Annotated in this window: 16 protein-coding genes; 9 read left to right on the forward strand and 7 right to left on the reverse strand. The window is 58.3% G+C overall.

Annotated features, from left to right (window positions below):
* Positions 1-167: 167 nt before the first annotated feature.
* Entirely contained in the window at positions 168-578 is a 411-nt protein-coding gene (locus HMPREF2724_RS04845) for an HAD-IA family hydrolase (protein ID WP_061921014.1), read from the forward strand.
* Positions 579-1,094 (forward strand): DUF6912 family protein, encoded by a 516-nt coding sequence (locus tag HMPREF2724_RS04850; RefSeq protein WP_070432427.1) that lies wholly within the window; start codon positions 579-581, stop codon positions 1,092-1,094.
* Here the strand turns inward: HMPREF2724_RS04850 and rsgA are convergent.
* Entirely contained in the window at positions 1,091-2,110 is a 1,020-nt protein-coding gene (gene rsgA / locus HMPREF2724_RS04855) for a ribosome small subunit-dependent GTPase A (RefSeq protein WP_070587431.1), read from the reverse strand. The two genes, HMPREF2724_RS04850 and rsgA, sit on opposite strands and share 4 nt — an antisense overlap.
* The gene (gene aroA, locus HMPREF2724_RS04860; RefSeq protein WP_235591008.1) at positions 2,103-3,371 is read right to left on the reverse strand and encodes a 3-phosphoshikimate 1-carboxyvinyltransferase; all 1,269 of its coding nucleotides are present in this window, start codon (positions 3,369-3,371) and stop codon (positions 2,103-2,105) included. Before aroA ends, rsgA begins: the two co-directional genes overlap by 8 nt.
* A 20-nt stretch (positions 3,372-3,391) precedes the next feature.
* Here aroA and HMPREF2724_RS04865 point away from each other — a divergent pair, with 20 nt between their 5' ends.
* Positions 3,392-4,081, forward strand: coding sequence for an SOS response-associated peptidase (locus HMPREF2724_RS04865; protein ID WP_070587437.1), 690 nt, complete (start codon positions 3,392-3,394; stop codon positions 4,079-4,081).
* Positions 4,082-4,098: 17 nt separating this feature from the next.
* Here HMPREF2724_RS04865 and ybaK read toward each other — a convergent pair whose 3' ends face one another.
* Positions 4,099-4,617, reverse strand: coding sequence for a Cys-tRNA(Pro) deacylase (ybaK, locus tag HMPREF2724_RS04870; RefSeq protein WP_083306088.1), 519 nt, complete (start codon positions 4,615-4,617; stop codon positions 4,099-4,101).
* 31 nt (positions 4,618-4,648) lie between these two features.
* Here ybaK and HMPREF2724_RS04875 point away from each other — a divergent pair, with 31 nt between their 5' ends.
* On the forward strand, positions 4,649-5,263 hold the full coding sequence (locus HMPREF2724_RS04875; RefSeq protein ID WP_062035664.1) for a sigma-70 family RNA polymerase sigma factor: 615 nt from the start codon (positions 4,649-4,651) through the stop codon (positions 5,261-5,263).
* A complete protein-coding gene (rsrA, locus tag HMPREF2724_RS04880; RefSeq protein ID WP_062035663.1) occupies positions 5,260-5,532 on the forward strand; it encodes a mycothiol system anti-sigma-R factor in 273 nt (90 codons plus the stop codon). Before HMPREF2724_RS04875 ends, rsrA begins: the two co-directional genes overlap by 4 nt.
* Before the next feature lie 94 nt (positions 5,533-5,626).
* Here rsrA and HMPREF2724_RS13465 read toward each other — a convergent pair whose 3' ends face one another.
* Both HMPREF2724_RS13465 and HMPREF2724_RS04885 read right to left on the reverse strand, forming a co-directional pair.
* Positions 5,627-5,701, reverse strand: a complete 75-nt coding sequence (locus tag HMPREF2724_RS13465) for a 50S ribosomal protein bL37 (protein ID WP_096030696.1) — start codon at positions 5,699-5,701, stop codon at positions 5,627-5,629.
* Positions 5,702-5,816: 115 nt separating this feature from the next.
* Positions 5,817-6,077, reverse strand: coding sequence for a WhiB family transcriptional regulator (locus HMPREF2724_RS04885; protein ID WP_061921027.1), 261 nt, complete (start codon positions 6,075-6,077; stop codon positions 5,817-5,819).
* 562 nt (positions 6,078-6,639) lie between these two features.
* Between HMPREF2724_RS04885 and HMPREF2724_RS04890 the strand changes: the two genes are divergently transcribed.
* A complete protein-coding gene (locus HMPREF2724_RS04890; protein ID WP_062035662.1) occupies positions 6,640-7,116 on the forward strand; it encodes a hypothetical protein in 477 nt (158 codons plus the stop codon).
* Positions 7,117-7,154: 38 nt separating this feature from the next.
* On the opposite strand, the gene HMPREF2724_RS04895 is transcribed toward HMPREF2724_RS04890, so the two are convergent.
* Together HMPREF2724_RS04895 and HMPREF2724_RS04900 are read right to left on the reverse strand one after the other, a co-directional pair.
* A complete protein-coding gene (locus HMPREF2724_RS04895; RefSeq protein WP_062035661.1) occupies positions 7,155-8,393 on the reverse strand; it encodes an Rv3212 family protein in 1,239 nt (412 codons plus the stop codon).
* A complete protein-coding gene (locus HMPREF2724_RS04900) occupies positions 8,390-9,715 on the reverse strand; it encodes a DEAD/DEAH box helicase (protein WP_062041773.1) in 1,326 nt (441 codons plus the stop codon). The genes HMPREF2724_RS04895 and HMPREF2724_RS04900 overlap by 4 nt, the downstream gene beginning before the upstream one ends.
* 76 nt (positions 9,716-9,791) lie before the next feature.
* Here HMPREF2724_RS04900 and HMPREF2724_RS04905 point away from each other — a divergent pair, with 76 nt between their 5' ends.
* The 3 genes from HMPREF2724_RS04905 (at position 9,792) to HMPREF2724_RS04915 (ending at position 11,825) form a co-directional block, all read left to right on the forward strand.
* Complete coding sequence (locus HMPREF2724_RS04905; RefSeq protein ID WP_061921035.1) at positions 9,792-10,016, forward strand: DUF3107 domain-containing protein; 225 nt, start codon at positions 9,792-9,794, stop codon at positions 10,014-10,016.
* 69 nt (positions 10,017-10,085) lie between these two features.
* Complete coding sequence (locus HMPREF2724_RS04910) at positions 10,086-11,036, forward strand: DUF3152 domain-containing protein (RefSeq protein WP_083306089.1); 951 nt, start codon at positions 10,086-10,088, stop codon at positions 11,034-11,036.
* Positions 11,037-11,045: 9 nt separating this feature from the next.
* The gene (locus tag HMPREF2724_RS04915; RefSeq protein WP_061921039.1) at positions 11,046-11,825 is read left to right on the forward strand and encodes a hypothetical protein; all 780 of its coding nucleotides are present in this window, start codon (positions 11,046-11,048) and stop codon (positions 11,823-11,825) included.
* Positions 11,826-11,984 lie beyond the last annotated feature (159 nt).

Raw genomic sequence — 11,984 nt, forward strand, 5'->3', positions numbered from 1 at the left:
CTGCAGGTCATACAGGAGGCGAACGCACCCACCATTGTGCCACGTGGCGTCGGAAAGCGCTGGCTCCTGTGAGAATGCTGAAAGGGGTGGGCGCGATATTTTTTATTTTTAGATATACTTTCGTCCGTTAAAAGCACACCCGCTCTTTTAGTATTAAGGAAGTTTAAATGCGCGGTCTTATCGTAGATTTCGTTGGTGTCTTGGACGGCACCGAGGAAGACGTCAAGCGCTGGCGTTCCCTGTTCGCTGCAGCCAAGGCTAACGGCGTAGCGACCGCCATCCTGTCTAATGATCCAGGTGGCCCAGGCGCAGAGCATATCCGCGAGTGGGAATACCGCGGCATCGTTGATGCGGTCATCCTTTCCGGCGAAATTGGGGCAGAAAAGCCTGAGCTGGCTGCCTTCCAGGCTGCGGCGGATGCCATCGAGCTGCCGATCAATGACTGCGTCATGGTCGATGACTCTATTCTCAACGTGCGTGCTGCCGTTGATTTCGGAATGCTCGGCATGCTGTATACCGTCTTCGACCGCACCAGCGTCGAGGTCCAGGCTGTATTCGACATCGAGGGTGAGTTCTAAGTGGCTAAGGCGCGCGTTTATCTGCCGGCGACCTTCGCTATGCTCAGCGAGCTTAAGGAGACCGGCCAGTTGGCCGCACGCTCCGGCTGGGGCTTTACCGTGACCCCTGCGCTGCGCGAGTTCTACACCGAGGGGGATGAAGAAGAGATTGCCTACTCCGCATTCTTGGAGGCTTCGATGGCATCCCTTCGCCTGCTCGCCATTGGCGACGAGGAGAATTTCCCGCATCGTCGCGTAGTTATTTCGGTGGACGTTGACGAGTCTGTGTTAACTCCCCAGCCTGACATGGGTGATCCGGTAGTCAAGCTGAATCCTGCAGTCATTACGGAGGAAAACCTGCAGGCTATCCACGTGGACGTGGAAGAGTCTGAGGAAGCTACCGCGAAGGCCATCGAGGTCATCGATAACGCCGATCTTGGTGACGAAGACGCGGAGCTGGCCGTAGGAGACGCCCTGGATAACTTTATGGCGTTCTACGACCCATCTGAGCTGCCCTTCTTGGTGGAGCTGCTCTAATTTTCCCAATCGACGTTGGTGCGCAGCGCTTCGAGCAGCTTGCGCACCGCGTCACGACGGCGGGCGGAGGCTGGGCCTTCGGGAATTTTCAGATCCAGCCCGCATTCTGGATCGGCTGGGGGGCCGACGTGCGTGCAGCCGCGCGGGCAATATTCTGTTGCCGCGGCTAGATCTTCAAAGACACCGAGGACTGTATCGGCGTCGACATGCGCTAGGCCAAAGGAACGGATGCCTGGGGTATCGATAATCCAGCCGCCGTCTGCACAAAGCTCTTCTGGCAGCGGAAGAGCGACGGATTGCGTGGAGGTATGGCGTCCCTTGCCCACGGCGGAGACCTCACCGGTCTCGCGCTTAGCGTCGGGAACCAAGCGATTAACGAGCGTGGATTTACCCACGCCGGAGTGCCCGATGAGGGCTGTGACGTGGCCATTTATCACATCACGCACTTGGTCCAAGGAATCATCGACGCCTGCTTCGACTACGGTGACGTCAAGATCTGCGAATTCGGCAGCAAAAGGTGTGGGGTCGGTGAGATCGGTCTTGGTCAGACAGAGCACTGGGTGCACGTTGCCGACGAAGGCGGCGATGAGTGCGCGCTCTACAAAGCCGGAGCGTGGGGGAGGATCCGCCACTGCGGTGACGATGAGCATGCGGTCGGCGTTGGCGACGACGATGCGCTCATAAGGATCCGTATCGTCGGCAGTGCGGCGCAAAACAGAAGTGCGCTCCGCAAGCTTGACGATGCGTGCGAGGGTGTCCTTGCGCCCGCTGGTATCACCGACGACGCCGACTCGGTCACCGACCTCGACCGGGGTGCGGCCCATCTCGCGTGCACGCATGGCGACGACCTGCGGTCCCTCGTCGAGCGTCACGCCCCAGCGGCCGCGGTCTTTGGTCACCACCATGCCGAACTTGGCGTCCTTGTGCTTGGGGCGATCCTTGGTACGCGGACGCGAGCCCTTACCGGGGCGGATACGTACGTCGGATTCGTCGTATGAGCGTGTACTTCTAGCCACGGGCGGCCTCCAGCATTTCTTCCCACATTCCTGCAAAGCCAGGAAGTGTTTTCGCAGTGGTGTTGACGTCTTCTACTTCCACGCCTTTAACGCGCAGCCCGATGATGGCGCCGGCGGTTGCCATGCGGTGGTCCGCGTAGGAATGCCACTTCCCGCCGCGGAGCTGCGCCGGTTCGATATAGAGGCCGTCGGAAAGCTCCGTGACCTTGCCACCTAGGGCGTTGATTTCGGTTGCGAGCGCTGTCAGACGGTCTGTTTCGTGGCCGCGCAGGTGAGCGATGCCGTTAAGACGCGAGGGCGAGGAAGCAAGCGCACACAGGGCAGCGACGGTAGGCGTGAGCTCGCCGATATCGCCCATGTGCTTTTCGATGCCATGCAGGTTGCCGTCCGCGGCACCGATGACGGTGACGGAATCTTCTGTTTGTTCCACGTGGGCGCCCATGGCTTGCAGGATCTCGCACATCTCAGCGCCCGGCTGGGTCGTGTGCTGTGGCCACTGCGGGATGGTTACGCGGCCGCCAGCAACCGCCGCTGCGGCCATGAACGGAGTGGCGTTGGAGAGATCGGGCTCGATGTTCCATTCCCCGCCGGCGATGGGGCCGGGGCTAACGCGCCAGGTATTGTTACTTTCTTCGACTTCGACGCCGGCTTGGCGCAGCATTGCACAGGTCATCTCGATATGCGGCAGGGAAGGAAGCGGGCCGCCTTCGTGAGTGACGGTGATGCCTTCCCCAAAGCGCGCGCCCGAAAGCAAGAGTCCGGAGACGAACTGGGAGGAACCGGAGGCGTCGATAGTCACTGCGCCGCCTACTGGAACTGACGTGGACGAGATGGCAAAGGGCAGGCCCTCGCCCTCGACCTCAACGCCGAGGCTGCGCAGTGCGGAAAGCATCGTGCCCATTGGGCGCTTGCGTGCTTGCGGGTCACCGTCGATGCGGACAGGGCCATTGGCTAGTGCTGCGACGGGTGGGACAAAGCGCATGACCGTTCCTGCGAGACCGCACTCGACGGTGGCGCCGTGCAGCGGGCCCGGATTGACGTGGACGTCGTTGCCTTCGTGGCGGAAGGCAACGCCCATGGACTCAAGCGCTGCCTCCATAAGACGCGTATCGCGTGACTGCAACGGATTGCGCAGGATAGATGGAGAGTCAGCCAACGCTGCCAGAATATAGGCGCGGTTAGTGATCGACTTCGACCCTGGAATGGGTTGTTCCCAATCCAGTGGGCCGGTGGCACGCGGGGCTGACCAATACAAAGACATGTAGTCCATAATATAAGTTCATGTGCGGAAGATTTGTTTTGTTCAGCGAGTCTTTACTCGCCGCGGTTGGCGACTGGCCAGGTATTGAGGAGGTCCACGCCCCACAAGGGCTGCCGCCGGCGCGTTATAACATCGCCCCGACACAGCCGATTGCCGTGGTGCGTGTACAGGAATCCGTAGCACGTGTGGAGCCAGCACGCTGGGGTCTTATCCCACATTGGAAGAAGGACCTAAACGGTCCGCCGCTTTTTAACGCGTGTGCCGAAACCGTGGCGACTAAGCCTTCGTTCCGCGAGGCTTTCGCACGCAATCGCTGCATCATTCCGTTGGATGGCTACTACGAATGGAAAGCTGACGTTTCAAGCCCAGGCGGTGGAACCAAGGCCAAGGGCAAGGGCAAGAAGACGCCCTATTACGTCACCGGCCCAGAGGGCATGCTCTTTGCTGCCGGGCTGTGGTCCTCGGGCCAAGACAGGCTTTCAGCCACGATGATTACCACCGAAGCCACCGAAGAAATGGCGTGGCTGCACGGCCGCCTGCCTAAGTTCCTGCGGCAGGAGGAAATCGGGCCATGGCTGGCAGGCGAGCCTTTGCTCGAGCCAAGCACCGTCACCGGTTTTCAAGCGCGGCCCGCGGATTCAGCCGTGGGCAACGTGCATAACGATTATGCCGAGCTTATTGCAGAACAACCCCCGGAAGGGCTGTTCTAGAACGATTGCTGCGCCAACTACTGCGCTACCAGGTCGGTGAAAGTGATATCGAGAACCTTGGCTAAGTCCTCCGCATTCATTTCGATGTCGAGGCCACGGCGCCCGCCGGAGAAAAAGATGGTGTCGAAGAGGACAGCCGTTTCATCAATTGCGGTGGGAAGAACGTGCTTTTGGCCTAGCGGAGAGATTCCGCCTGGAATATAGCCGGAGGATTTCGAGGCATCTTGAGGATCAGCCATCGTCGCCTTCGCCGCACCGAATGCCGCGGCCGCCTTCTTTAGGCTGAGCTTGTGTGAGACTGGCAACACGCAAACCGCTAATTCCCGCTTGGCGCCTTTGCCCGCGGTGAGATCGACCACCAGAGTCTTGAATACGCGATCAGCATCGATGCCTAGTTCCGCTGCGGCAGTGTCACCGAAATGATCCGTACCGCCCTCGAAGATTGCCACCTTATGTGGGATTCCCGCTTCTTCCAAGAGCTTTAAAACTGGGGTAGCGGCATGCGGAGTTTTCTTGGACTTGGACATAAGCCGCATTTTAGTAGCCGCGTCATGCCAACCCATTAGGATGGGATACGTGGCTACAAAAACTACTAGCGCTAAGGACAGTCAGCGCCTCTTTGAGGAGCAAGCACTGCCTTTACTCGACCAACTCTACGGTGGAGCCATGCGTCTTACGCGCAACCCGCAGGACGCCGAAGACCTGATTCAAGAGACCTATCTGAAGGCTTATAAGAATTTTGGCTCCTTCAAGCAAGGCACCAACCTCAAAGCTTGGCTCTACCGAATCATGACCAATACCTACATCAACTCCTATCGCAAGGCGAAGCGCCGCCCGGCGGAATCTTCAGCAGATGATTTGAGCGATTTTCAGCTCTATACAACTGCCGGCCATGATTCGACAGGCCTGGAATCAGCCGAAGTCGAAGCATTGAAGTTGATGCCGGATTCCGCGATCTCCGAGGCTATGAATGATTTGCCGGAGGATTATCGCATGGTTGTCTATTACGCCGACGTCGTAGGCCTGGCGTACAAGGAAATCGCAGAAATTATGGACACTCCACTTGGCACGGTCATGAGCCGGCTACATCGTGGAAGAAAACTCCTTCGTGGCGCGTTGAAAGACGTGGCTAGAGAAGAAGGCATCGGTCTCAACCACCCAGACATGGAGGAGAAGCAATGAGCAACGCTACAGGAAACAATTGCGGCGCATGTAATTCTCCTGAGGTCCAGGCACTGTTTTGCGAGCTATTGGATGAGCGCACAAGCTATGCGCGTGCGCTAGAAATCCGTGAACATATTGCCCAGTGCGACGAATGCCAAGCACGGCTTGAAAGCGAAGAAGTGGTTCGTGCGCTCGTTCGCAAGTGTTGTTCTGGCACCAAAGCGCCACAGTCGCTGCGTCAGCGCATCACCATCGAAATAACTCGTACCGAGGTTCGCTGGAACTAAAATCCAAAGGTAGATTCAGCAGCCTATTTTAGATACAGCAAAAGGCTCGCCTTCCTTCAACGAAGGGAGAGCGAGCCTTTGTCGTGCTGCTTATTTACGCGCTAGGACGCTTGCCGTGATTTGCACTCTTCTTACGGCGATCCTTGCGCTTACGACCACGCTTAGACATGGGCGGCCTCCTTGCTAATAGGTGAGCGGATAAATTACTTACCCACTGACTTTAGTGGCTGGATCAGCCGGTGGGGAAATCGGGTTAGGTTAGCGGAGAATTAGGGAAGTGAATTTTAAACGGTAACGCGTGCGCGGCCGCGGCCGCGGTTGCGGCGGCGCTTGAGAGCGCGGCGCTCTTCCTCAGACATACCGCCCCAGACTCCGGCATCCTGGCCGGACTCCAGTGCCCACTTCAGGCAAGCGGAGGAAACTGGGCAGCGGTTGCAAACTAGCTTGGCCTTTGCGATCTGGGTAAGTGCAGGGCCGGAGTTGCCTACTGGGAAGAACAGCTCTGGGTCTTCGTCGCGGCAAACAGCTTCGTGGCGCCAATCCATGATTGAAATCTCCTAACAGAATTTAGACAGCATGACAGGTCTCTGCGGTCCACAAATGCGGACTACAGCAATTAACAGGGGTGGGAGCGAACCGGTCTGCGCTCAGTGGGGCCCTGTCTCGAGTTAGGGCCAGCGTCGGCGCCGCCATGATTCACTTTGTGTTCACTTGGATGTTTTTCCAAGTTTTGGGCTGCTTAAACAGTCCGTTGTTTTTGCTACTTGAGAATCATGACATGTTTACCTCCATCCCGCTAGGGTTAAGAGGTAAATTGTGGCAAAGATCACTGACTTTCATGCAAGTGAACGGCGAAAAATGGCGCCCTTCTTCCTGCAAGAAAGCTGGCAATAATTAGTTTACCTGCCACTTTGGGTTATTTTAGGTGAGTGTGGTGACTTGGATCCCGTCAAATCTACTTCTGGACAGATGCCCCCGATGCGCATCCGCGTCGATAGTTAAGGACGCGTTCCTAGCAGTACTTGTTCCCACGCGTTATCAAATCCGCGCGTCGTAACGGCATGACAATGCGTCTCATGCTTTAAACAGGTGAGTAGACTGTGGCGCGTGACTGAGAAGAATTCGAAGAAGAACACTGCCAAAAAGTTTGAAAAAAGCGCCGCGGCGAATTCGGGCGCGCCGCGCTCGGTGCTGATTGCTGCGGGCATTGCCATCGTGCAGTCCGTGGCTGTTATTGCCTTCGGCCTCTTCCTCATTATCCGTGAATTGAAGGGTGCTGAGAACGCTTCGATGGTCTCTGAGGCAGGCGCTTCCAACTTCGTTGGTTTCGGCACCGCTGTCTTCATCTTCATCGTGTTCGGCTTTGTGATTATCGGTGCCCTAGCCTTTGTAAAGGGTAAGCGCTGGGGCAGGGGAGCAGTGGTCCTCGTCGAGATCATCCTTGCCGCGAGCTCTTTCCAGATGTTTAGCGGCGGCGCTGCGGTGCTGGGTGTTATCACTCTTGCCAGCGCTCTTGCCGCGCTGTATTTCGTGATGGTCGTGCCGGACTCCGCGAAGTGGGCCGAGGCCAACTTTCGTGGCTAGCTAGGGCCGCTGGCAGCGGCGATTGTGCGGGCAGCGCTTTAAAGCGCGCTAAGGCCCACTGCGGTGTCGCCGCGTTGTTCCACGATGGCGGTTCCAGACTGCGTGAGGAAGACGGGGCCCTCGTAGTCGCCGCGGTCGACGGGGATGTTGCGTTCGGTTTCACCGGTGCTCCAGTTGACCACTGCGATTCCCTCATCGGTTGGCATAAGCAGGCGATCTCCTACTGCCATGCCGGTTCCGATTGCGTCCTCAAAGACGTGGTCCACCTTGAGCGTAGTCGGAGTAAACAAATAGAGGCGCTGGCCATCAAACCAAGACATGTGGTGTGGAAGATCCGCTGTAGCCGGTGCGAAAGGCGTCGAAGAGTTATTAACCTCCGGGGAAGGCGCAACCGGTTGTGAGGCGGTCTTTTCGCCGGTCTCAGAGTAAGAATCGATGCGCGGGGTCTCGCCGGGCTGATAGACCGCCGCGGCCTTTTGGCCCACTGCAATTAGCCTCGAGCCTTGATTATCCATGGTGGCATCGGCGGAAATCTCCGGCTTACGCGAATCCTCCGGGGTGGCGCCCATCAGGCGCAGCGACGTAACGTTTGGATTCTCTGGGCAGGACTCAGTAACGGCGAGGTTTTCAGTGCGCGTTAGAGCCGAGGTGATGGAACACTCCTCGTGTTCCTGCATATCCGGCTCTTGCTTGGCCTTAACATCGCCGTACTCGATGGTGCGCACCATGTCCGAGCGCCAAATGTCTACGCGTTCAGTAGAGACGGTGCCTACTCGGTCATTGGAGGCAATGGCCACGACATCTTCGGAATTGATAGCGCTGCGCGTATCCGAGTACTGACCCGTCGCCGCATCAATAGCCACGGTATCGCCACAGCCCACGCCGGTGCGGTAGGTGGCAACTACCTTGCCCCAAGCAGTGCCCAGGGAACACAAGTCTAAACCCGCACGCGTGTAGTGCCATACCGGATTGCCATTCGGGTCAGAGGCAGTAATTGTTTCACCCTCGTGCGTGATGGTCAGCCCCTTCGCAGAAAGCGCGCGGTATTGGCCCGGCACGGGCGTATTGGGCAAGCGGAAGGATTCGGCAAGCTTGACCGGGGGTTCCGCGAGCACCTCGACGTCGTCAGGCATGGCATGGCTTGCCGGAACCAGCTCAGAGTCGCGGATATCGGCGCTAAAGTAGGCTCCTCCTACAGCGATCGCACACACCGCAGCGATGGCGCCAGTCAACTTCCAGTCAGTCGCGCTCGCGCGAAGGATTGGGGTCTTGCTCATCGACGGCGGCTCCTGGAACGGCGGGTACGGGTGGAATTGCGAGGCGAGGGCTTTTCGCGCAGGCGGGTTGTGCCGATTACCTTAGTCGCGGGGCCGACGGACTCGGCGATGCCCTCTTCAAAACCGAGGGCCTCGGCAAGCTCGGGGGAGGTGCTAAACCACTGCGGCGGTTCTGCTTCGTTGAGGTCGAGTTCGTCGTTGATAAGGCGCCATTTACCCAGCTCGTCGTAGCCCACCAAGGTGATTGCGGTGCCGGTATGGCCTGCGCGGCCCGTGCGGCCAATGCGGTGGACAAAGGTCATTGGGTCATCTGGAACCTGATAGTTGATGACGTGGGTGACATCGTCGACATCGATACCGCGTGCGGCAACGTCGGTGGCCACGAGGATTTCCACCTTGCCCTCGCGGAATGCGTTGAGGGACTTTTCACGCGCTGCTTGGCCCAAGTCACCGTGCACTGCGCCGACTCGGAACCCGCGCTGGGCTAGTTCGTCTGCAACTTCCGCTGCCGAGCGCTTGGTACGGGCGAAGATGATGGTCTTGCCGCGGCCTTCCGCCTGCAGCGCGCGGGAGACAATCGCCAACTTGTCCATGCGGTGAGCCTGGAAGGTCACCTTGCGGGTAGAAGCATGGGTTTGGTTCTCGTCGCCTGATTCGGCGCGGATATGGATAGGCCGCGACATGAAAGTACGTGCCAAGGTCAAAATGGGGCCAGGCATGGTGGCAGAAAACAGCATGGTTTGGTGCGCATTGCCGTGGAGAGCTTCCAGAATCTTTTCAATATCTGGCAAGAATCCCAGATCAAGCATCTCGTCGGCCTCGTCGAGCACGAGGATTGCCACGTGCTCGAGGCTCAAATGGCCTTGCTGAACCAGATCCAAAAGGCGGCCCGGGGTACCTACGACAACATCGACGCCCTTGTTGAGCATCTTGATCTGCTCTTCATAAGGGCGCCCGCCGTACAAAGTGGCAAGGCGTACCGGGAGATTGCGAGCAGCAGCCGAAAGATCTTCGCCGACTTGGACAGCAAGCTCGCGAGTAGGAACCACGATGAGGGCGCGAGGGGTGCCGTCTAGTTCCTTAATATCGGCGTCGTCAAACACGCGATCTAGAACTGGGATGCCGAAGCCGAGCGTCTTTCCCATGCCAGTGCGGGCTTGGCCGATGAGGTCTTGTCCGCCGAGCGCGATCGGAAGAGTCAGTTCCTGAATGGCGAACGTGCGCTCAATTCCGCGGCTGGCCAGGGCATCTACGATCTCTGCTGCGACGCCGAGGGACGCAAAGGTAGGTGATTGCGAGGGCTCAGACTGTTGAAATGACACAACTTGATAGTAGCCGGTACGGCTATAGTAGGGCCATTGAGACTTTAAATTAAACTTTTAAGGAGGAGACCTTTTCATGGATATCAAGATTGGTTTCGCAGACACCGCCCGTGAGCTCGTCATTCACGCAGAGGGCACCCAGGAAGAGCTGGTAGCCAAGGTCAATTCCGCATTGGCAGATAACGCTACCTTGGAGCTGGAAGACACCAAGGGCCGCAAGTACATCGTCCGCACCGACCGTGTGGTCTATGCAGAAATCGGCGTCGCTAAGACCCATGCCGTCGGTTTTGCAGGCGCTTAAACCCATGAGCTTTGCGTCCTAGCAGAGGAATTGCCCTCAAAAAGGGCGCAACGGGTAATCTATTTCCTCATGAAAAGCCCTGTGGATAGTTCGCAACGCGCCCCACGTCACCCGCATCGCAAGCCTGGCCAAGATCCGTGGATCGTCAGGTTTGCACAGGCTTATGGTTGGTGGCGCGTTGTTGCGATCCCAGTGATGGTGGTGCTGACCGTGTGGGTGCTTGTCGACGTCGCACGTCCCGCGCAAGAAGAAGAGGCCACCGTAGCTTCCCGCAGAGACGCGGCGGCTACCTCCGAAGAAGACCGAGTAGGCCCCGATCCCGCCAAGGCCAGCCGCATTGCTGTGGCGAAGGACGGGCTACCCGCCGGCGGTGATTTCTCGGAAAAGGGCGACGATACTTACCGCGATGCGGGTACTGCCGGCGCGCATGCGGGTAAGGGCGGCAAGAAGAAGGTTCGTTACTCGGTAGAGATTGAAAACGGCGTCGACACGACCCCGTACGGAGGCGACTCCGCCTTTGCTGCCATGGTCGATGCAACGCTGGGGGATCCACGCGGTTGGACGGCTACCGGTGACTTCGAATTCGCCCACGTAAAGGCCGATGAAAATCCGGATACGCGTATTCGCTTGACCTCCCTGGAAACCACCGCTGAGCTCTGCGGCGCGCAGCTGGAAACGGAAACTTCCTGCCACACCGGAATCACTGGTGAGTCCACGGTCAATCTCAACGAGTCCCGCTGGGTGCGCGGGGCGCTGCCATTCGAAGGTGACTTGGGCAATTACCGCCAGTACCTCATCAACCACGAGTTTGGCCATGCCATTGGCTATGCCTCCCACCAGGCGTGTGGCGGCAACGGGAAGCTTGCGCCGGTCATGATGCAGCAGACGCTTAGCTTGAACAACGCTGAGCTCTATGAAAAAGATTCCAAAGAAGTCTATCCCAACGAGGATGTAACCTGCGAGCCGAATCCATGGCCGTATCCAAACCCGCGGGTTAAAGATCCGCATAAGCCGGAATAGGAGAACTAAATGTTGCTTCCTCCAGAGCACGTGCTGAATGCATTTCACGCTGGCGCCAATCTCCGCCAGGTCCAAAGTGAGGTTCTGGGACCGGAGTGGGATCACGGCATCAAGGTAGGTGACGTTGTCTTCGCCCGCGCCAACGAGCTTTCCGGATGGTCCGCCAAGGTCCGTGAGAAGCTCGTCGTAGAAGGCGCGCGCGTGGTGAGGCCGGTCCTTAGCACGGATGCCCGTTTTACAGCTGCGGGCTGGAAGGCCAATCAGTATGTTCCAGGGCAGCTGCGTGGGCGCATCGATGAAACCGCACAGATGGCCTTGCGCTTGGACGCGGCGCTTTCTACATTTCCTATGCCGAATGTTGGCCAGCGTGACGACGTTTTCGCTCGCGCCGAGCGTGCCGCTTGGGCGGAGACAGGGGAGGCCTATTCGGCGGAGCTAACTGATAGCCTCCCCGTGGGCATCGCGCACGTGGACGTGCTGGGCACGACCGTTTACTCTGGGGCGAATCCGCCGGCGCTTGTCGACGTCGTGCCTTCCGCAGCCCCACGTCCACTGGGCTGGAGCGCGGCACTCGTTATTGTCGACGGCCTAGTAGCCGAGTCTGTGGATGATGGAATTTGTTCGCGCTTTGGACACGTGCCAGGTATGCCGCAGTTGTTGTTGCGTGCCTCAGCTTATCGCCGCTACGTCAATAACTTGCATCCCGCTTCGAAGTCAACCACGCGTTCGAATATTGAAAGGGTCGAAGCTCTGCTGGTGTCCAGGGCATCTGAAATACTAAACGGGTGAGTTACGATCCCCGTTCTACTGCCCGTGTAGGCGTCGTTTTGCCGCCTTCCCCTCAAGTGCGCCTCGTGCCGCGCCATGCCAATTACAGCACGCGCACTTGGGATTTTCCGCTGCCGCAAAAAGGTGCCTGGCGCGTTTTAGGCTCGGCTGGTGCCGGCG

This window comes from Corynebacterium sp. HMSC071F07 (assembly GCF_001810285.1).
Classification (GTDB): domain Bacteria; phylum Actinomycetota; class Actinomycetes; order Mycobacteriales; family Mycobacteriaceae; genus Corynebacterium; species Corynebacterium simulans.